This window comes from Rahnella sp. RFA10(1/100) (genome assembly GCF_004195115.1).
Taxonomy (GTDB): Bacteria; Pseudomonadota; Gammaproteobacteria; order Enterobacterales; family Enterobacteriaceae; genus Rahnella; species Rahnella perminowiae.
This window is the reverse complement of sequence record NZ_SEWR01000007.1, coordinates 35,084-53,539: the sequence shown is the minus strand read 5'-3', so window position 1 is coordinate 53,539 and position 18,456 is coordinate 35,084. Positions and strand designations below refer to the sequence as shown.

The following is an 18,456-nucleotide window of genomic DNA, read 5'->3' as shown; positions in this document are numbered from 1 at the left end:
ATGGCTCAGATTACACTGCAACACATTCAGAAAATTTACGACAAGCAGGTTCACGTGGTGAAGGATTTTAATCTGGAGATCGCGGATAAAGAATTTATCGTGTTTGTCGGCCCCTCCGGCTGCGGAAAATCCACGACCCTGCGCATGATCGCGGGGCTGGAGGAAATATCTTCCGGCGATCTGCTGATCGACGGCGTGCGGATGAACGACGTCGCACCGAAAGATCGCGAGATCGCCATGGTATTTCAGAACTATGCGCTGTATCCGCATATGTCGGTGTACGACAACATGGCGTTTGGCCTGAAGCTGAGAAAAATTGCGCCGGAGGAAATCAGCCAGCGGGTGAAATATGCGGCGCAGATCCTCGGGCTGAATGAGTACCTGGCGCGACGTCCGGGGGCATTATCCGGCGGCCAGCGTCAGCGGGTTGCGCTCGGGCGTGCCATTGTGCGGGATGCCAAAGTCTTTTTAATGGACGAACCGCTGTCGAATCTTGATGCCAAGCTGCGGGTACAGATGCGTGCTGAAATCAGCAAGCTGCATCATAAACTCAATACGACAATGATTTATGTCACTCATGATCAGACCGAAGCCATGACCATGGCAACGCGGATTGTGGTCATGAAAGACGGCGTTATCCAGCAGGTTGGCGCGCCTAAGACGGTCTATAACCATCCGCAAAATATGTTTGTGGCCGGTTTTATTGGTTCTCCGGCGATGAACTTTATCCGCGGCGCGCTGGATGGTGACTTTTTCGTAACGGAAAGCCTGCGTATTCCGGTGTCTGAAGACAAACTGGCGATACTGAATACGCAGGGTTATCAGCGTAAACCGCTGGTACTCGGTATCCGACCTGAGGATATTGCCGGTGCGGAGCAGCAGAGTGCACATTTTGATGCGCGAATTACAGTGGCTGAACTGACCGGTGCAGAATTTATGTTGTATTGCTCGGTTGGCGGTCATGAGTTTGTTTGCCGTTCAAACGCGAATACCGATTATCAGGCCGGGCAATTATTACCCCTGCGCTTTGATATAAATAAATGTCATTTCTTTGATGGTGAAACAGAGCAAGTGATTACCGCAGATTAATAATCCATTTCACTAACATGTATAAATAATACGAATTTTAAAAGAGGTTAGCTGTTTTTTAATATCCATCCGTCCCTACTGTAAAAGGAATTATTATAATGAAAATAAAAGTGGCTGCCGCATTATTATGCGGCGCGGTCTGCTCGTCGGCTTTTTCCGCTGAGAGCGAAAGCGTGAATAAAAATGAAGATTATAACTCACCGGAAATGCTGACACCGGTACCGATCGGCAACGCAGCGTTACCTGCCGAACCCTGGCAGGTGCAGATCGGTGCCATGCAGGAAACTGAGAACACAGAAGGTCAGGGCGATAAAGACGGCGCTTATGAACCCACGGTATTTGTTAACTTCAGCAAAGGAAAGTGGAACTTATACGGCGCGTTTTATCAGGAAGATCATAATGTTGATTATTCCCAAAACACACGCAGCGACTGGTTTAATCAGGTTGAATTCGATGCGCATTATCAGTTTGCCGATAATGCAGATTATGCACTGGGGCTGATGCTCGGTTTCAGGAACTACCAGTGGCAATATAATGAAGATAAGAAGAAAGAGGGCAGTTCTTATAATACCCAGCGTTATACCATTCAGCCAGACTGGTCGGTTTCACTCAGTCCTGCGTTGAAATATAACGGCTGGATGGCGTTGTATAATTATTATAATAGTATGGATGATAACGGCTATCTGAATAAAGAGCTTGAAGGTGAGACGGGTTTGAAATACAGCTTCACCGACGATATCGCAATGCAGGTCAGTTATTATTTAGATCGCGGATGGAATACCGGTGACAGCCAGCGTGGCGAATTCGCCAAACAGGAGGCGCGTATCTATTTGCCGGTGAGTGTCGATCTGTTCTCCGGCGGGAAAACCGTGCTTACACCTTATGCCCGCCGGACGCTGGATACCTATTATTACAATGATGACCGCGCAGAGCGTGAGGGCGAAACTGATACGCGATTCGGGCTGTTAATCAATCAGCCTTTACCTAACGGTTTTGCCATCTCACTGGAATATGCCTACGAATTGCAGCTGCACGATAATACCGATGCCAGCGCCAATGCGAAGACCAAATTCCATTATACCGGTGTCGGTGTGACCTATTCTTTCTGATGCCTCTCATCCCCAACCGGAAGCCGTTTTTCCGGTTGGGGTTTTTATTTTCTGGCCGCGAGCGGTATGGCGGAATGATTCACCACCAATTGGGTCGGCACCAGCGTGCGGGAGTGAGTGCCGGGGCGGTCAAAAATTTTATCGAATAATAAACCGCAACCCTGACAGCCTAACTCGCGGATAGGAATTTCAATGCCAGTAAGCCCCGGAGAAAGGAGGGGGGAAATATTGTCACTGCTGTAACCGGTGATGGAAATTTCGTCGGGGATGATCTTTTTCTGTTCATGGGCCGCACGGTAAATGCTCATGACTTTCACGGCATCGGTGGCGAAAACGGCTGTCGGCGGACGGGCACATTGCAATAATGTTGTCGCCGCCAGATAGGCACTTTCTGTGGTATAACCGCCGTCAATCATCAGGTCGGGTTGCACGGGCAGACCGGCATCCTGCATGGCGCGCTTATATCCCGCAAGACGATCAATGGATACGTGGTAATCCAGCGGCGCGTGCAGGCAGGCAATATCCTGGTGACCGAGCGAAATAAGATGTTCTGTCAGCCGGTAGCTGTCCTGAAAATTATCGGTATCGACGGAGAAAACGTGCTGATACGTTCCTTCAATATTGCCAATCACCATCACCGGCACCTGACAATTATCCAGTTGCTCCAGGATATATTCATCGGCAGGCGAACTGAGCATTATCACGCCTTTCACCATTTTTTCAGTTATTTTCGCGACACACTTTTGCAAATCTTCTTCGCTATTTTTGGATGTTTGCAAAATAACATCAAAACCCTCTTCTTCAGCTCTCAGGGCAATGGATTGCAATATTTCGGAGAAGAAAGGGTTACCGGCGGTGGTTTTGGTCGAACGGGTGGAAATCACCAGAATCGCATCAAAACCTTTGGACGTCAGCGCCCGCGCAAGTTTACTTGGCTGATAATTCAGTGTGCGGATGGCATCCAGCACGCGCTCCCGGGCATCTGGCGAAATATTGGTCTGGTTGGTGATAACTCTGGAAACGGTAGACTTGGACACTTTTGCCAGACGGGCAATATCATAAATAGTGACTGCCACAATATATGCACCTCAAATATCCGTATTAAGGACGGGATAGGGATAATACGGGGCAGGTCTGAGGTTGTCCATTTTCCCCAGACCCGATGTGGCGGTTTGTTACTCGTCTAATTTCAGCGGCGGCAACTGCGCAAAAATACTCAGCAGGCCTTCGCCCCAGCCTTTGCGGATCATGTCGAAATACGGATGTGTTTCGGTGATCCGGTGCTGTTGCGCAGCGTTGAAACTGTCTGTCGGATAGGTCATCACATCCAGTGGCAGGCCGACGGAAAGATTGCTGCGTAATGTGGAATCCATCGAAATCAGCGCACATTGCATGGCCTGATCCAGCGCGGTGTCGTAACTCAGTACGCGATCGATAATCGGTTTGCCGTACTTACTTTCACCAATCTGGAAATACGGCGTGTCGTGCGTGGCTTCGATGAAATTCCCCTGCGGATAAATGTGGAACAGCCGCTGGCCCTCCCCCTTAATCTGGCCACCGAGCAACAGGTTGCAGCTGAAATCCGTGTTGCCGCCCTGGTTTGCGCCGCTGTCACGCGCAATCACTTCACGCACCGTTTCACCCAGCAGGCTGGCGGCATCGTAGAGCGATTTCACGTTCAGCAGGTTTTCCCGCTCATCATCTACACAGCGGCGATGCAGCAGACTGATAATACTCTGTGTGGTCGCCAGATTTCCGGCGCTCTGAATCACCAGCACGCGTTCATCGCTTTGATGAAAAACATGCAGCTTACGGAAGGTGGAAATATGGTCCACTCCGGCATTGGTGCGTGAATCTGAAACAAACACCAGGCCAGAGGACAAGCGCATGGCCACACAGTAAGTCATAAAAATGTTTCCTCAGGGATTCAGGGTCATTGCGGAACGTCAAGCATAGCAACGGCCGCGACAGTACGCATATCTTCGCTTCCTCCGCCCAACCGGATACCGCGGACCGGGCATGCATCAAGATAATCTATGCCGATAGCCAGTTTCAAATGCTGATTCGGTTTGCAGGTGTTGTTGGTGACATCAAAGCTCTGCCAGCGGTCATCCAGCCAGGCTTCCGCCCAGGCGTGCATCGCCACATGCGTTGAATCTTCCGAGTAAAGATAGCCGCTGACGTAGCGCGCCGGAATGCCCAGGCTGCGGCAACAGGCGAGGAAAACGTGCGTGTGATCCTGACATACGCCCGTTTGTGCGGAAAAGGCTTGTGAGGCGCTGTCTTTTACCGTGGTGCTGCCGGGGTTGTAAGGCATTTTCAGCAACAACTCGCCCATCAGGTTGCACAGACTTTCGTGCTGCGCCTGTGGCCGGTAATAACGGCTGGCGAAATCGCGGATTGCGCCGTCGGCCAACGTCAGCGGGCTGGTGCGCAAAAACACCAGTGGCGAGAGATGTCCGCAATGGTCGTCCTCGGTATTGTCTTCTATCTCGACCACACCGTTGGCTTCAATGGTGATCGCCTGATGAGGCTGATCGAGCGTCAGGACATGCAATACGTTGCCGTAGGCATCCAGCGTGCGGGTAGCGTATTCCGGCAAAGTCAGATCCCATGACAAAATCTTTTGATGGCTGGAATCCTGCGGCGTGAGGCGCAGATATTGCGTGCTGTGTTTAACTTGTTGTGCATAGCTGTAATGCGTCTGATGCGTGACATTCAGTTTCATTATTGAGCCTCCAGATAGGTTTGATGAATGCTCTCAGCGATGGCATTGGTCTGATCCAGAAACTGCATTAACCACGGGCTGAGACCCATTTCAACGATCTCGTCCATTTCAGTGAAACGAAGCTGAGCGTGCAGGGTGTGGACACGGCGGCGTGGCAGATTGCCTGCGCTACCCCCGATTTCTTCAAGTTGTTCAGCCATGATTTCGACACAGGAAAGTAAGGATCGCGGTAATTCGCGGCGCAGTATCAGCAGCTCTGCAATATGTTTCTGGCTGAGTTGCTGCTTGTAAAGTGTGTGGAATGCCTCGCGGGCGCTGACCGCACGCAGCAGGGTATCCATCCGGTAATATTCGCGCACCGGATCTTCATCAGCATTCAGCAACTGATTTTTGGCATCCAGCAAACGGGCGGTACTGTCTGCACGCTCAAGCATGGTGCCGAGACGGATAAAGTTCAGGGCATCACTGCGCAGTAATGTACCGAACATGGCACCGCGGAACAGGTGTGAGCGCTCTTTAACCCAGTCGAAGAAAGCGTCCGCACCGGCAGAACCCACGCCCTGACGGCGGATCAGTTTCATCTCGATCCAGGTGGCATTAATGCTTTCCCAGACTTCAGAAGAAAGGCTGCCGCGCACCGCATGCGCATTGTTCCAGGCCATTTGCAGACAACTGAAAATGCTGCTGTGGTTGGAACTGTCCAGCGCGAAGAAGTTGAGCAGATTGCCCATGGATTCCTGCGGATAATGCTCGTTGAATAATGTCCGTGTGCCGGTCATGGTCAGCGGCACCAGCAAATCATTGTTTTCATCGCGTGCGTTGACGTCACGAATCGACATCAGCGACAGCTTATTGGTCACGTCCAGCAGACGTGCAATATTCTCGGCGCGTTCCAGATAACGCGCCATCCAGTACAGTTCGCTGGCTGTTCTGCTTAGCATGCGTCATCCTCCGTCGGATTCTCTTCCAGTACCCAGGTGTCTTTGGTGCCGCCGCCCTGAGATGAGTTCACGACCAGCGAGCCTTCAGCCAGCGCCACGCGGGTTAATCCGCCCGGTACCAGCCGGATTTCCGCACCGCTCAGGGCAAAAGGCCGCAGGTCGATATGACGCGGAGCCAGCCCGTCCCCCACGAAAGTCGGGCAGGTGGAAAGCGCCAGCGTTTCCTGTGCGATGTAGTTTTCCGGGCGGGTGCGCAGTAATTCGCGGAAGCGTTCAATTTCCGCTTTACTGGCCGTCGGGCCAATCAGCATGCCGTAACCGCCTGCACCATGAACCTCCTTCACCACCATTTTTTCCAGATTCGCCAGCACGAAAGACAGATCGCTTTCCTTGCGGCATTGCCAGGTCGGCACATTATTGAGGATCGGTTCTTCGGCCAGATAGTAGCGGATCATATCCGGTACATACGGGTAGATCGATTTGTCGTCCGCCACGCCGGTGCCGATCGCATTGGCCAGCACCACGCCGCCAGAGCGATACACGGAAAGCAAACCCGGTACGCCGAGCATCGAGTCGGCGCGGAACGCCAGCGGATCAAGGAATGCGTCATCGATACGCCGGTAAATCACGTCAATTTTGCACGGTCCGGCGGTGGTACGCATAAACACCGCGCCGTCTTTCACGAACAGATCGACGCTTTCCACCAGCTCAACGCCCATTTGCTGGGCAAGGAAACTGTGCTCAAAATACGCACTGTTAAAACGCCCCGGCGTGAGCACCACGACGGTCGGATCGTTGACGGTCGTGCTTTCGCGCAGGGTTTGCAGTAAATGGGAAGGGTAGCGGGAAACCGGTGCGATACGCTGCTCGGCAAACAATTCAGGATATAGCCGCATCATCATTTTGCGGTTTTCCATCATGTAAGACACGCCGGACGGCGTACGCAGGTTGTCTTCCAGCACGTAGTATTCGCCATCGCCTCCCCGCACCATGTCGGTGCCGGCAATGTGCGCGTAAGTGTCCCGGTGAAGATCAATACCCTGCATGCACGGCTGATACTGATCGTTGGCCAGTACCTGTTCAGTGGGCACGATCCCCGCTTTGAGGATCTTCTGGTCATGATAAATATCATGCAAAAAGGCATTCAGCGCCTGAACCCGCTGACGGATCCCGCGATCGAGCATTTGCCATTCACTGGCCGGAATAATGCGCGGCACGCTGTCGAACGGGATCAGCCGTTCCGCGCCATCATCTTCGCCATAAACATTAAAGGTAATCCCCACCCGGTGAAACAACAGCGCGGCTTCCTCTTTTTTGCGCTGGACTGCCTGTTGATCGGCTTGCTGCAACCATTGCCAGTAGGCCTGATAATGGCTGCGGTGTTTGCCTTCAGCCATTAACATCTCATCAAAAAAGGGTGAATCGGAAAGGTCAATCTTGATCATCATCACCTCACAAACTGGACAGGCTGCAATTGAATCGTTCAATAACAATGAAGATCAGGCATAAAGTGTGCCAGCGTGCAAAACGGGCTGAAAAATGGGGGAAATGAGGCCGGTCTGCTTAATTATAGGGCGAGGTGAAGTTTGTTTGCCTGAAAACAGGGCAAAAAAAACCAGCCCGCAGGCTGGTCTGGTGCATCACTGACGCGGTTTAACGGCGGACGGCGATGGCTTCGATTTCGATTTTCACATCTTTTGGCAGACGGGCCACCTCTACGCAAGAACGGGCCGGGAATGGCGCATTATGCTCAGTGAAGAAGGCTTCGTAAGTGGCGTTAACGGTGGCAAAGTCGTTCAGATCTTTTACGAAAACGGTCGTTTTCACGATATCTGACACTTTCAGGCCGGCGGCTTCCACGATCGCCTGAACGTTTTCCAGTGACTGACGCGCCTGTGCAGCAATGTCGTCAGCGACTGCACCGGTTTTAGGATCCACAGGGATCTGACCGGAAGTGATGATCATGCTGCCCAGATCCACACCCTGAACATAAGGACCGATAGCGGCCGGGGCGTTTTCAGTGCTGATTTCGCGGGACATAATGTCTCCTGATTTGAGTTAAGGGGAACGAGAAGTTATCCCCCAGTATAAAGGCTCAGTCGTTATTGAGCACCACCTGATGCTCAAACTCTTTCTCGCAGTATTTGCATTTCAGGTGCACGCCGTCTGCACGTTGTTTCACCGCAAAGCTGGAATCCACCGGTTCAAAACGGCTGATACAGTTGCCGTTCGGGCAGCGCAGAACACCAACGATACGGTCCGGCAGCGTTGGCATCAGCTTTTTCACTACGTCGTAATTATCGATGCGGTTCACCGTCGCACGCGGTGCATACACCGCCAGCTGATTGACCTGTTCATCGGTCAGGAAGGTGTTTTCGATTTTAATGATGTCTTTACGGCCCAGCTCACCGGAAGGCAGATTCAGGCCAACGGTGACACGCTGCTCCGTTTGGGTAAACTTGAACAGAGACAGGAGCTTAAATCCGACCTGCGCCGGAATATGGTCGATGACCGTACCGCATTTGATCGCTTCAACCTGAAGTTTATTGTCGTGTGTCATAATCGTTTTCTCCTCAAGTTTACTGTGCAGTGTCTGCGTTCAGAACCAGCGCCAGCAAAGCCTGACGCGCAAAAATTCCGTTACCGGCCTGCTGGAAATACCAGGCATACGGCGTTTTATCGACATCCGGCGTGATTTCGTCGATGCGCGGCAGCGGGTGAAGCACTTTCAGGTGCGGCTGAGCATCCGTCAGGTCAGCCGCCCGCAGGACAAACTGCGCTTTCACGTTGGCGTATTCCGACGGATCAAGACGCTCTTTTTGCACGCGGGTCATGTACAGAATGTCGATTTCAGAGACCACTTCATCAATGCTGCTGTGCAGGCTGTATTCGATGCCTTTCTCTTCCAGTAACGTCAGGATATACCCCGGCATCGCCAGCGCATCCGGCGCGATAAAGTAGAATCGGTTGCCGTTAAATTTTGCCAGCGCCTGCGCCAGTGAATGCACCGTGCGGCCATATTTCAGGTCACCGACCATGGCGATCTTGATGTTATCGAGACGCCCCTGCGTTTCCTGGATGGTGAACAAATCCAGCAGGGTTTGTGTCGGATGCTGGTTCGCACCGTCACCGGCGTTGAGTACCGGAATACCGCCGGAGAATTCGGTTGCCAGACGTGCCGCGCCTTCCTGCGGATGACGCATCACAATCGCATCGACGTAGGTGCTGATAACCGAAATGGTATCGGCCAGTGTTTCACCTTTTTTACCGAGCGATGTGTTGCTGCTGTCGGAGAAACCGACCACTGAGGCCCCCAGACGATGCATTGAGGTTTCAAATGACAGGCGCGTACGGGTTGAGGCTTCGAAGAAACAACTGGCGATCACTTTGTGTTTCAGCAATTCAGGCTGCGGGTTGGCTTTCAGGCTGGCAGCGGTATCGAGTACCAGTTCCAGCTCTTCGCGGCTGAGATCGTTGATAGAAATGATGTCTTTCTGATACAGCGGATTAGCCATAGTCATTCTCCTGTGCTTTACGTATAAAAGTATGGCGCTCAAATTCCGGACAAAAAAAAGCCCCTCAATGAGGGGCTTTCAGTAAAACGGTAATACCACGGGAGAACAACGGCAGCGGACTGCCTGACGGCACAGTGTTTGGTCGATGATCTGAGCACAAAACATGGCGATTTTTCATGGGTTCTCCCGACAAATTGTGGCGCATTATACGCGGGTCATTGACGACATCAAGCGGAAAAATACCTTGCAGGCAATCGATTGGTATGACGGAAAACGGAGACAAAAACTGTTAACTGGATCAAAGGGTGTAGCCTTTGCGTGCATTATCATGTGCAGGCATTGAAACACTATTTCATTTTCACATTAGCGAAGGGAATACCATGATAACCGGCAATATTAACCAACTGCATCTTGTCCCTTATCTGCCCGCTGAACTGCGCGAGGCCATTGAATACGTTAAACAACACATCACACCACAGACGCCGCTGGGCAAACACGATATCCGTGGTGACGACGTCTTTGTGCTGATTTCCAATGATTCGACGGCACCGCAGGCTGAACGCCGTGCTGAATTCCACGCGCGTAATCTGGATATTCAGATTGTGCTGAACGGCACCGAAGGCATGACATTCAGCAATTTACCGGCAGGGTATGTCGATACCGACTGGCTGGAAGATAAAGACATTGCGTTCCTGGCTGCTGGCGAGCAGGAAAAAACCATGATCATGCAGACCGGTGACTTCGTGGTGTTTTATCCGGGCGAAGTGCATAAACCCCTGTGCGCCGTCGGCGAACCGGCCAACGTACGTAAAGCCGTGGTGAAAATGAACGTCAGCGCATTGTCCGCTTAATGCCTATTGTGTAGCGCTTTGTGCGCTTGATCAGCTTCATCCGCCAGCGACGCAGCCTGCCGAGGCGTTCCGGCGCTTTGAGTTTGTGTTTGATCCATACTACCTGCCACGGCCGGAGACGCATCTGGCCGTTAAACACTTCTCCGCCAATCAGATCCTTCCCCTCGACTGCCAGCTTCAACATCTGAGAATGATCGCTGATATTGAATATGCAGCTGATCCGGTCTTCAGTTTTTGGATCATAGCGTTCCATTGCAAACAGGGATTTGCCCAGATCAAACACGCGCTGGCCAGCCTGTGGTGAAAACGCCGGATGTTCGCGGCGGTGCCTGATGAGTGTCTGTAACCCGTAAAAAATGCGGGCACGCAAGCCGTCTTTTTTTTCCAGTTCAGCTTCAAGGGTCGTCAGATCCAACTTTTTACGGTTGATACGGCGGTTGATCCCGGACTGGTGCATGCCGTCAAGATCGTTCTCACTGCCCAGCAGGCTGTGAATATAAATCGCCGGGACGCCGATAAACGACAGCAACAGCGCCTGGGCTGCCAGAAACTTGCGGGCTTTCATTTCGGTACTGTCTTCCGGCTCGGTCAGCGCGCTCAGGTAATTAATGTTCAGTTCGTAAGGGGAATGCGTGCCGTCACCGTTGTCTTTATAGGATACACGGCCTTCCTTACGCAGTGTCTCCTGCGCCATGTATTTACGTTCGTCATCGGTCAGGAAGGTTTCGGTCGGGCGTAAACCGATGCCGTCGTGGCTGGCAAGGAAGTTGAAATAGGTGGTGTCCGGGTAACGCGCTTCTGCATTCAGGCTCTTCGCCCACTGGGTCAGTGTGGTGGTGTCCTGACGCAGAAAAGCGTACAAGGTCAGCGGCGGCAGCGGGAACTGATACACCATATGTGCCTCGTCACCTTCGCCGAAATAACTGATATTTTCGTGATGCGGGACGTTGGTTTCCGTAATGATCCGCGTGCCGGGGATCACTTCATCGAGAATGGTGCGCCAGACTTTAATAATATTGTGCGCCTGAGGCATGTGAATACAGCGCGTCCCGGCCTCCTTCCAGATATAGCCAATCGCATCAAGGCGGATCGACTGCCCGCCGCTGGCGGCGTACTGCAACAGCACATCGATGCTTTCCAGCAGGACCTGCGGATTTTTGAAATTAATATCCACCTGGTCTTCACTGAACGTCGTCCACAGATATAACTCGGTGCCGTCGGTTTTGATAAATGGTGAGAGCAGCGGTGAAGCGCGCGGGCGTACGACGCGGCTGTAATCCAGCTCAGGATTAGCGGCAATAAAGTAATCTTTGTAATACGGATCGTCATGCAGATAGCCTTTCATCCACTCGCTTGAGCGTGAAATATGATTGATCACGCAGTCAAACATCAGGTTGAAATTGGCCGAAAGGTGATGAATATCTGACCAGCCGCCGAGATGTTCATCGATCCGCCGGTAGTCAATGACGCTGAATCCATCGTCCGAACTGTAGGGATACATCGGCAGTATATGGATATCACTGATGATGTCGCGCAGATAGGTGTTGGCGAAGTGATTGAGCGTCGCCAGCGGTGGTTGCTCGCCGTGACGGATATTATCGCCATAAGTAATCAGATAAACGTTGGTGCCATCCACCCAGCCGGTGGTGCGGTGTTTGCCGTAATTCCATTTGTCGGCGAGATGCAGGATTTTTTTCAGCAGGTCGGCGATGTGTTCCCGGGGGTAAATCCTGCTTAGCAGGCTTTCCAGCCGCAGAACATACTCAAGATTCACTGAGCTCATATCGGTTCCTTCTTCTGCATTTTTGTTTTTTTGATGAAACGCTTTAAAAAGGTTAGTTGAAAATGCGGTCTTCTGACGGGAACGGGCGGGATAAAGTGCAAAATGATGTAAAGATTACGGCGTGCAGGAAAGTTATCCTTGCTGCACGCCGGGAAAAATCAGTGGTTAGCGAGCGTGGCAACCATTACCGCTTTGATCGTGTGCAGACGATTTTCCGCCTGATCAAACACTACGCTGTGGCGGGATTCAAAGACGTCATCGGTGACTTCCATCCCCCCGTGCAGGCCATACTCTTCTGCCATTTGTTTGCCAAGTGTGGTCTGGTCGTCATGAAATGCCGGCAGGCAGTGCAGGAATTTCACCTGCGGATTGCCGGTCAGCGCCAGCATCGCGCTGTTCACCTGATAAGGACGCAGCAGATTAATGCGTTCTTTCCACACTTCTTTCGGCTCCCCCATGGAAACCCAGACGTCGGTGTAAAGGAAATCAGCATCTTTCACGCCGGTTGCGATATCTTCGGTCAGGGTGATGCTGCCGCCGTTTTCTTTCGCCAGGTGTTCACAGGTGGCGACCAGTTCGGCTTCCGGCCAGCAGGCCGAAGGCGCAACAAGGCGCAAATCCAGTCCGCATAACGCCGCAGCCTCCAGCAGGGAATTGCCCATGTTGTTACGGGTATCTCCCAGATAGGCCAGACGCATGCCTTTCAGCGGCTGGCCCGGCAGATGTTCCTGCATGGTCAGCAGATCAGCCAGCAGTTGTGTCGGGTGAAATTCGTTGGTCAGGCCATTCCATACCGGTACACCGGCATAATGGGCCAGAATTTCCACTTTATCCTGCCCGTAACCGCGATACTGAATACCGTCGTACATGCGCCCGAGGACGCGGGCGGTATCTTTCATCGATTCTTTATGGCCGATCTGGCTGCCACTTGGGCCGAGATAGGTGACTTTTGCGCCCTGATCGTATGCGGCAACTTCGAAAGAGCACCGGGTGCGGGTTGAGTCTTTTTCGAAGATGAGCGCGATGTTTTTGCCTTGCAGACTGGCTTTTTCGGTGCCGTTCTTCTTAGCGGCCTTTAATTCTGCGGAGAGTTTCAGCAGTGACGAAATCTCTGACGGGGTAAAATCCAGTAACCTGAGAAAATGACGTTTACTCAACAAACTCATGATGTCGCTCCATAGCGCGTAAGCATTTCGGATTGAATTTAAATTCAATTTAACTGTATGAATATGCAAATACAACCCCGCAGTAAAAACTTTGTCGTTTATAGTGGAGACGCGCCCTGCGGTGTGTGAAAATAGCGTACAAACGTCACATTGATTGAGGACAGAGATATGGCAAACCGTGAATTGCTGGAAGAACAACGTGAAGAGACTCGCTTAATCATCGAAGAACTGCTGGATGATGGCAGTGATCCTGACGCGCTTTACACTATCGAACACCACTTATCTTCAGAGAAATTTGACGTTCTGGAGAAAGCGGCCGTTGAAGCTTTCAAACTGGGTTATGAAGTTACTGATGCTGAAGAGCTGGAAGTGGAAGACGGTTCAGTCGTGATGTGCTGTGATGTAATCAGCGAAATCGCGCTGAAAGCGGAGCTGATCGACACCCAGGTTGAGCAACTGATGAATCTGGCCGAAGCCAACGGTGTCAGCTATGACGGCTGGGGCACTTACTTCGAAGGCGATGACGACGAAGAAGGTGAAGACGGCGAAGATGAAGATTTTGTCGACGAAGATGATGACGGAAAGCGTCATTGATTTTTTCTGAATTTGAAACAAAAGGCTGCTGAATTAAGCAGCTTTTTTTATTTCTGCATAACCCCCTTCTCTTTGTGAGACGCCTCTCGTTTGGTAAATTTCATAAACCATAAGCAAAATATGGTTAAATTCAACACAGCTGCCAAAAGTTAACATACCAATTCTGAAAGATATTCTACCTCATGGTTTGGAGTCAGATTATGGCAGCCGTAAAGAAATTGTCTGTTATAGAAAAACTCGGTTTTGGTATGGGTGACGCCGCTTGCGGGATCGTTTATTCCTCGGTCACGATGTTTCTTACCTACTTTTATACTGATATCTACGGGCTCTCCGCCGCCGCTGTCGGGGTGATGTTTCTGGTTACGCGCATTCTGGATGCCGTGAGTGATCCGCTTACCGGCATTATCGCTGACCGTGTAAAAACCCGCTGGGGGCATTTTCGCCCGTGGCTGATATGGTTTGCCATTCCTTATGCAGTGCTGGCCGTAATGACCTTCACAACGCCTGATTTCGGTCATTCAGGCAAACTGCTTTACGCCTACATCACTTACTCATTGCTGATGCTGTGTTACACCTTTATCAATATTCCTTACTGCGCCCTGGGAGGCGTAATTACGACGGATGATAAAGACCGGCTCTCTGCACAATCTTATCGTTTTACCATCTCCTCTCTGGCCGGTTTACTGGTTTCTGTCGGCACCCTGTGGCTGGTGGATTATTTCGGTAAAGAAAATCTGCAGGCAGGATATCAGGCGACGATGGCGGTAATGGGCGCAATTGCTATTTGTATGCTGGTGTTTTGTTTTTGTTTCACTAAAGAACGGATCACGGCGGAGGATACCCGTGAGGTGTCGGTTCTCAGTGATTTGAAAAAGCTGCTGTCCAATGATCAGTGGCGTATTGTCGCCATCATTACCTTCTTCTCCAGTATGGCCGGGGTGATGCGCAGTTCCGCAACGTTGTATTACGCGACGTATCTGATGCTGGATAAGGGACAGAGTCTGATCAGTGGCACGGCGATGAAAAGTACGTTTATCACGACCAGCGTGGTCGGCACGATATTTGGGGCAATAGCAGCGGGATATTTTGCCCGGCGTTTTAGTACACTGACGATGTTTAAAAATATCAATTTGCTGTTGGTTCTGGCGGGCGTCGTGATGTTTTTTGTACCGCCGAAACTCCTGCCAGTAATTTTTCCGCTTTATTTCATTATCGGTTTTTTACACCAGATGTATCAGCCGTTTAAATGGAACATGATGGCCAATGCGGCGGATTATGGAGAATGGAAAACAGGACGTCGTATTACGGGCCTTTCTTTCTCCGGAAATCTGTTCGCGTTAAAACTGGGAATGGCCTTTGCGGGCGCTTTCGTCGGGTTCTCACTTGGCTGGTTTGGTTATCATGCGGGAGCAGAAACACAAACCGCTCTGGCGACCACGGGTATTATTGGTCTCCTGACCGTGGGGCCGTCGGTGTCCTATCTCATTCTTTATTTCCTTGCCCGTTTCTACAAACTCGACGATGCCACCATGAACAAAATCCAGAATGATCTGGCAAAACGCAGCACTGAGATCGCCGACAGGCAGGAAAATAAACCTGACCTGATCCCGGCGGGTCTGGTGGCGAAATAATGGAGATAACCTCAATGGATGATGTATTAAATTCAGGCTGGCAACCCGATTTGGGTGACGGGCATTATCAGAACCCTGTCTTGTATGCGGATTATTCAGACCCGGATATTGTCTGTGTGGGCGACAATATTTACATGGTGGCTTCAAGTTTTAACCATATTCCGGGCCTGCCTGTTCTTCACTCAACAGATCTGGTGAACTGGAAAATTATTAACCATGTTGTGCAGCGGATTAACTATCCCGCCTACGACAATATGCAGCCCGGCAAAGGGATCTGGGCACCGAGTATTCGTTATCACAACGGGCTGTTCTGGGTGTTTTACAGCATGCCTGATGAAGGCATTTTTATGTCTTACACCGCAGACCCGGCCAAAGACTGGAGCGAGCCGCATTGTATTAAAGCGGTGAAGGGCTGGATCGATCCTTGCCCGTTCTGGGATGACGACGGGCGCGCATGGCTGGTTCATGCGTTTGCTTACAGCCGTTCCGGGATTAAACATCAGCTACAGCTTTGTGAAATGGCGCCCGATGCGACATCTCTTCTTGATGAGGGAAGCATCATTTTTGATGGCGCGGTTTCCCATCCGACCATTGAAGGGCCAAAAATGTATTGGCGTAATGGCTGGTATTACATCTTCGCTCCTGCCGGGGGCGTCGAAAGTGGCTGGCAGACTGTATTACGTTCGCGACAGATTAACGGCCCGTTTGAGGCCCGGGATGTGTTGCATCAGGGCACCTCGAAAGTGAATGGCCCGCATCAGGGCGGATGGGTCGAGCTGAAAAACGGGGAATGCTGGTTTATGCATTTTCAGGATGCTGCACATAATGGCCGGATAGTGCACTTACAGCCCATGCGCTGGAAGCATGATGACTGGCCGGAAATCGGTGAGAAGGTTGATGACGCAGGGCCCGGGCAACCCGTGTCGGTTTACCCAAAACCCATGACAGGCAAAGAGGGTAAATCCTGCAAACCGCAAACAACTGACCGCTTTGCTGACGGCCGTTTTGGCCTGCAATGGCAGTGGCAGGCGAATCCGCAACGTGACTGGATTATTCCGTCACCGGAGGGGCTGAAACTGGTCTGCCGGCCTTTTGGTGCGCGGTCTTTGTACGACACACCCCAACTCCTTTTGCAGAAATTATCCGCACCTCAATTTACGGTAACTACGCGTCTGACTCCGCATTTTAACCACGACGGGGAACAGAGCGGCTTGATTGTCTATGGCGAGAGATATGGAGCGGTTTCGGTGTGCCGGCAGGAAGGCGGATGGGCGCTGGTGTTTGATTTCGGCTGGATGAGCGATAAAGGTGTTCTGAGTCAGAAAAGAACCGTGCTGTCGACGCTCATCCGCAACGAAGCGGTGTTCATCAGAGCGGAGATATTGCAACGTGGTGTCTGTCATTTCTCTTTCAGACAGATCGAAACCGAAGAGTGGAAAACCGTTGAGCCACAACTAGCAATTTCAGCGGGGAAATGGGTAGGGGCAAAAATCGGTATTTACTCTGCCGCGTCCGGACTGGACTCAGATGCAGGATACAGCGAGTTCTCGTATTTCGAGGTAAAACGTTACTAGTCATAAAAGCCAGCTCCGTCAGGAGCTGGCTGTCTGCGATTTAAAGCACCTCTCCGTTACTCTCAATCACTTTCTGATACCAGCCGAAGCTCTCTTTTTTAGAGCGCGCCATGGTGCCGGTGCCGTCATCGTTCTTATCGACGTGAATAAAGCCGTAACGTTTGCTGTACTGGCCCGTGGTAAACGACACGCAGTCGATGCAGCCCCACGGCGTGTAGCCCATCAGATCCACACCATCTTCCAGTACGGCTTTTTTCATCTGCTCAATATGGGCTTTCAGGTAGGCGATGCGGTAATCATCATGAATGATGCCGTCCTCCCCCGCTTTGTCGATAGCGCCAAAGCCATTTTCGACAATAAACAGCGGCTTCTGATAACGTTCGTACAAGATATTCAGTGTGTAGCGCAGACCCACCGGATCAATCTGCCAGCCCCAGTCAGAAGCTTTCACGTGCGGATTCGGTACGCTGCCCGCAAAACCGGACAAGCCGTTATCATCACTGGGATTGTGTGCCGATATGGCGTTACTCATGTAATAGCTCAGGCCGATATAATCTGCGCAGCCGTCGCGCAGCGCCTGTAAATCGCCGTCTTCCATGTTGATGTTAAAGCCGCGTCGTTCCCATTCTTTCAGCGTATAGGCCGGGTAATAACCGCGCATATGAACGTCGCTGAACAGGAAGCGTTCGTGCATCGCTTCGACGGCATACATCACATCGTCCGGGTGGCAGGAAAACGGATACAACGGCACCATGGCGATCATGCAACCAATCTGGAAATCCGGATTGATGTCATGGCCGAGTTTGACCACTTTGGCGCTGGCCACAAACTGATGATGCAGCACCTGATACATCGTTTCTTCCGGATTTTCCTGTTCGGTGAATACCACACCGGAGCAGCAATAACCGAACAGCGGATATTTCCAGTTACGCTGGTTATTGATCTCGTTGAAGGTCATCCAGTATTTCACTTTGCCTTTGTAGCGTTCCATCACCACCTGGCTGAAGCGTACAAAGAAATCCACCACCTGACGGTTTTTCCATCCGCCGTATTCTTTCACCAGATGCCACGGCATTTCGAAGTGGGAAAGGGTGATGACCGGCTCGATATTGTATTTGAGCAACTCATCGAACATATCATCATAGAATTGCAGTCCGGCTTCGTTTGGCTGTAATTCGTCACCGTTCGGAAATATACGCGTCCAGGCAATCGAAGTGCGGAAGCATTTGAAACCCATTTCAGCGAATAAAGCGATGTCTTCTTTGTAATGCGAGTAGAAATCGACGGCTTCATGGTTTGGATAGCTGTAACCTTCAAGCACGCCGTCGGTCATCACGCGGTCAACGCCGTGTGCGCCGCCGGAAAGCACATCGCAGATACTGATGCCTTTACCGTCTTTGTTCCAGCCGCCTTCAACCTGATGCGCCGCAACCGCGCCGCCCCATAAGAAATCCTTTTGTAACTGATGGCTCATT

17 protein-coding genes are annotated in these 18,456 nt (G+C 51.5%); 6 read left to right on the top strand and 11 right to left on the bottom strand.

Translation table 11 applies throughout. From position 1 onward, the window contains the following. Complete coding sequence (gene ugpC, locus ETV65_RS19050) at window positions 1-1,089, top strand: sn-glycerol-3-phosphate ABC transporter ATP-binding protein UgpC (protein ID WP_129954673.1); 1,089 nt, start codon at window positions 1-3, stop codon at window positions 1,087-1,089. Window positions 1,090-1,187: 98 nt separating this feature from the next. Next, window positions 1,188-2,198 (top strand): OmpG family monomeric porin, encoded by a 1,011-nt coding sequence (locus tag ETV65_RS19045; protein WP_129954672.1) that lies wholly within the window; start codon window positions 1,188-1,190, stop codon window positions 2,196-2,198. Between the two features lie 44 nt (window positions 2,199-2,242). On the opposite strand, the gene ETV65_RS19040 is transcribed toward ETV65_RS19045, so the two are convergent. From ETV65_RS19040 to pyrB, 8 genes are all read right to left on the bottom strand, one after another. Then, complete coding sequence (locus ETV65_RS19040) at window positions 2,243-3,274, bottom strand: LacI family DNA-binding transcriptional regulator (protein WP_129954671.1); 1,032 nt, start codon at window positions 3,272-3,274, stop codon at window positions 2,243-2,245. A gap of 99 nt (window positions 3,275-3,373) precedes the next feature. Continuing rightward, the gene (locus ETV65_RS19035) at window positions 3,374-4,105 is read right to left on the bottom strand and encodes a proteasome-type protease (RefSeq protein ID WP_129954670.1); all 732 of its coding nucleotides are present in this window, start codon (window positions 4,103-4,105) and stop codon (window positions 3,374-3,376) included. Window positions 4,106-4,131: 26 nt separating this feature from the next. Further along, a complete protein-coding gene (locus ETV65_RS19030; RefSeq protein ID WP_129954669.1) occupies window positions 4,132-4,926 on the bottom strand; it encodes a transglutaminase family protein in 795 nt (264 codons plus the stop codon). Further along, the gene (locus ETV65_RS19025; RefSeq protein WP_129954668.1) at window positions 4,926-5,867 is read right to left on the bottom strand and encodes an alpha-E domain-containing protein; all 942 of its coding nucleotides are present in this window, start codon (window positions 5,865-5,867) and stop codon (window positions 4,926-4,928) included. The genes ETV65_RS19030 and ETV65_RS19025 overlap by 1 nt, the downstream gene beginning before the upstream one ends. Continuing rightward, the gene (locus ETV65_RS19020; RefSeq protein ID WP_129954854.1) at window positions 5,861-7,312 is read right to left on the bottom strand and encodes a circularly permuted type 2 ATP-grasp protein; all 1,452 of its coding nucleotides are present in this window, start codon (window positions 7,310-7,312) and stop codon (window positions 5,861-5,863) included. The genes ETV65_RS19025 and ETV65_RS19020 overlap by 7 nt, the downstream gene beginning before the upstream one ends. Before the next feature lie 208 nt (window positions 7,313-7,520). Beyond that, entirely contained in the window at window positions 7,521-7,907 is a 387-nt protein-coding gene (gene ridA, locus ETV65_RS19015; RefSeq protein ID WP_056776488.1) for a 2-iminobutanoate/2-iminopropanoate deaminase, read from the bottom strand. A gap of 55 nt (window positions 7,908-7,962) precedes the next feature. Further along, window positions 7,963-8,427 (bottom strand): aspartate carbamoyltransferase regulatory subunit, encoded by a 465-nt coding sequence (pyrI, locus tag ETV65_RS19010; protein WP_013577172.1) that lies wholly within the window; start codon window positions 8,425-8,427, stop codon window positions 7,963-7,965. Between the two features lie 19 nt (window positions 8,428-8,446). Then, a complete protein-coding gene (gene pyrB / locus ETV65_RS19005) occupies window positions 8,447-9,382 on the bottom strand; it encodes an aspartate carbamoyltransferase (protein WP_129954667.1) in 936 nt (311 codons plus the stop codon). Between the two features lie 380 nt (window positions 9,383-9,762). Here pyrB and ETV65_RS19000 point away from each other — a divergent pair, with 380 nt between their 5' ends. Next, window positions 9,763-10,233: a YhcH/YjgK/YiaL family protein gene (locus tag ETV65_RS19000; protein ID WP_129954666.1), complete on the top strand. Its 471-nt coding sequence runs from the start codon at window positions 9,763-9,765 to the stop codon at window positions 10,231-10,233. Here ETV65_RS19000 and ETV65_RS18995 read toward each other — a convergent pair. Both ETV65_RS18995 and argF read right to left on the bottom strand, forming a co-directional pair. Beyond that, a complete protein-coding gene (locus ETV65_RS18995; RefSeq protein ID WP_129954665.1) occupies window positions 10,214-12,016 on the bottom strand; it encodes a sugar phosphorylase in 1,803 nt (600 codons plus the stop codon). The genes ETV65_RS19000 and ETV65_RS18995 overlap by 20 nt on opposite strands. Window positions 12,017-12,174: 158 nt before the next feature. Beyond that, complete coding sequence (argF, locus tag ETV65_RS18990; RefSeq protein WP_129954664.1) at window positions 12,175-13,182, bottom strand: ornithine carbamoyltransferase; 1,008 nt, start codon at window positions 13,180-13,182, stop codon at window positions 12,175-12,177. Window positions 13,183-13,350: 168 nt separating this feature from the next. Here argF and rraB point away from each other — a divergent pair, with 168 nt between their 5' ends. The 3 genes from rraB to ETV65_RS18975 all read left to right on the top strand — a co-directional run bounded on the left by rraB (window position 13,351) and on the right by ETV65_RS18975 (window position 16,981). Further along, window positions 13,351-13,776: a ribonuclease E inhibitor RraB gene (rraB, locus tag ETV65_RS18985; protein WP_129954663.1), complete on the top strand. Its 426-nt coding sequence runs from the start codon at window positions 13,351-13,353 to the stop codon at window positions 13,774-13,776. Between the two features lie 200 nt (window positions 13,777-13,976). Further along, a complete protein-coding gene (locus tag ETV65_RS18980) occupies window positions 13,977-15,407 on the top strand; it encodes a glycoside-pentoside-hexuronide (GPH):cation symporter (RefSeq protein ID WP_129954662.1) in 1,431 nt (476 codons plus the stop codon). Between the two features lie 14 nt (window positions 15,408-15,421). Beyond that, on the top strand, window positions 15,422-16,981 hold the full coding sequence (locus ETV65_RS18975; protein WP_238483165.1) for a glycoside hydrolase 43 family protein: 1,560 nt from the start codon (window positions 15,422-15,424) through the stop codon (window positions 16,979-16,981). A gap of 40 nt (window positions 16,982-17,021) precedes the next feature. Here ETV65_RS18975 and ETV65_RS18970 read toward each other — a convergent pair whose 3' ends face one another. Then, window positions 17,022-18,455: a 6-phospho-beta-glucosidase gene (locus tag ETV65_RS18970; protein ID WP_129954660.1), complete on the bottom strand. Its 1,434-nt coding sequence runs from the start codon at window positions 18,453-18,455 to the stop codon at window positions 17,022-17,024. Window position 18,456: the final 1 nt, after the last annotated feature.

What these genes read in the sequence shown, in the direction of transcription:
- ETV65_RS19025 (WP_129954668.1), bottom strand. Translation starts at nt 5,867, where the DNA reads ATGCTAAGCAGAACAGCCAGCGAACTGTACTGGATGGCGCGTTATCTG.
- ETV65_RS19035 (WP_129954670.1), bottom strand. Translation starts at nt 4,105, where the DNA reads ATGACTTACTGTGTGGCCATGCGCTTGTCCTCTGGCCTGGTGTTTGTT.
- ETV65_RS19030 (WP_129954669.1), bottom strand. Translation starts at nt 4,926, where the DNA reads ATGAAACTGAATGTCACGCATCAGACGCATTACAGCTATGCACAACAA.
- ETV65_RS18980 (WP_129954662.1), top strand. Translation starts at nt 13,977, where the DNA reads ATGGCAGCCGTAAAGAAATTGTCTGTTATAGAAAAACTCGGTTTTGGT.
- ETV65_RS19020 (WP_129954854.1), bottom strand. Translation starts at nt 7,312, where the DNA reads ATGATCAAGATTGACCTTTCCGATTCACCCTTTTTTGATGAGATGTTA.
- pyrI (WP_013577172.1), bottom strand. Translation starts at nt 8,427, where the DNA reads ATGACACACGACAATAAACTTCAGGTTGAAGCGATCAAATGCGGTACG.
- ETV65_RS18975 (WP_238483165.1), top strand. Translation starts at nt 15,422, where the DNA reads ATGGATGATGTATTAAATTCAGGCTGGCAACCCGATTTGGGTGACGGG.
- ETV65_RS18995 (WP_129954665.1), bottom strand. Translation starts at nt 12,016, where the DNA reads ATGAGCTCAGTGAATCTTGAGTATGTTCTGCGGCTGGAAAGCCTGCTA.
- argF (WP_129954664.1), bottom strand. Translation starts at nt 13,182, where the DNA reads ATGAGTTTGTTGAGTAAACGTCATTTTCTCAGGTTACTGGATTTTACC.
- ETV65_RS18970 (WP_129954660.1), bottom strand. Translation starts at nt 18,455, where the DNA reads ATGAGCCATCAGTTACAAAAGGATTTCTTATGGGGCGGCGCGGTTGCG.
- rraB (WP_129954663.1), top strand. Translation starts at nt 13,351, where the DNA reads ATGGCAAACCGTGAATTGCTGGAAGAACAACGTGAAGAGACTCGCTTA.
- ETV65_RS19045 (WP_129954672.1), top strand. Translation starts at nt 1,188, where the DNA reads ATGAAAATAAAAGTGGCTGCCGCATTATTATGCGGCGCGGTCTGCTCG.
- pyrB (WP_129954667.1), bottom strand. Translation starts at nt 9,382, where the DNA reads ATGGCTAATCCGCTGTATCAGAAAGACATCATTTCTATCAACGATCTC.
- ridA (WP_056776488.1), bottom strand. Translation starts at nt 7,907, where the DNA reads ATGTCCCGCGAAATCAGCACTGAAAACGCCCCGGCCGCTATCGGTCCT.
- ugpC (WP_129954673.1), top strand. Translation starts at nt 1, where the DNA reads ATGGCTCAGATTACACTGCAACACATTCAGAAAATTTACGACAAGCAG.
- ETV65_RS19000 (WP_129954666.1), top strand. Translation starts at nt 9,763, where the DNA reads ATGATAACCGGCAATATTAACCAACTGCATCTTGTCCCTTATCTGCCC.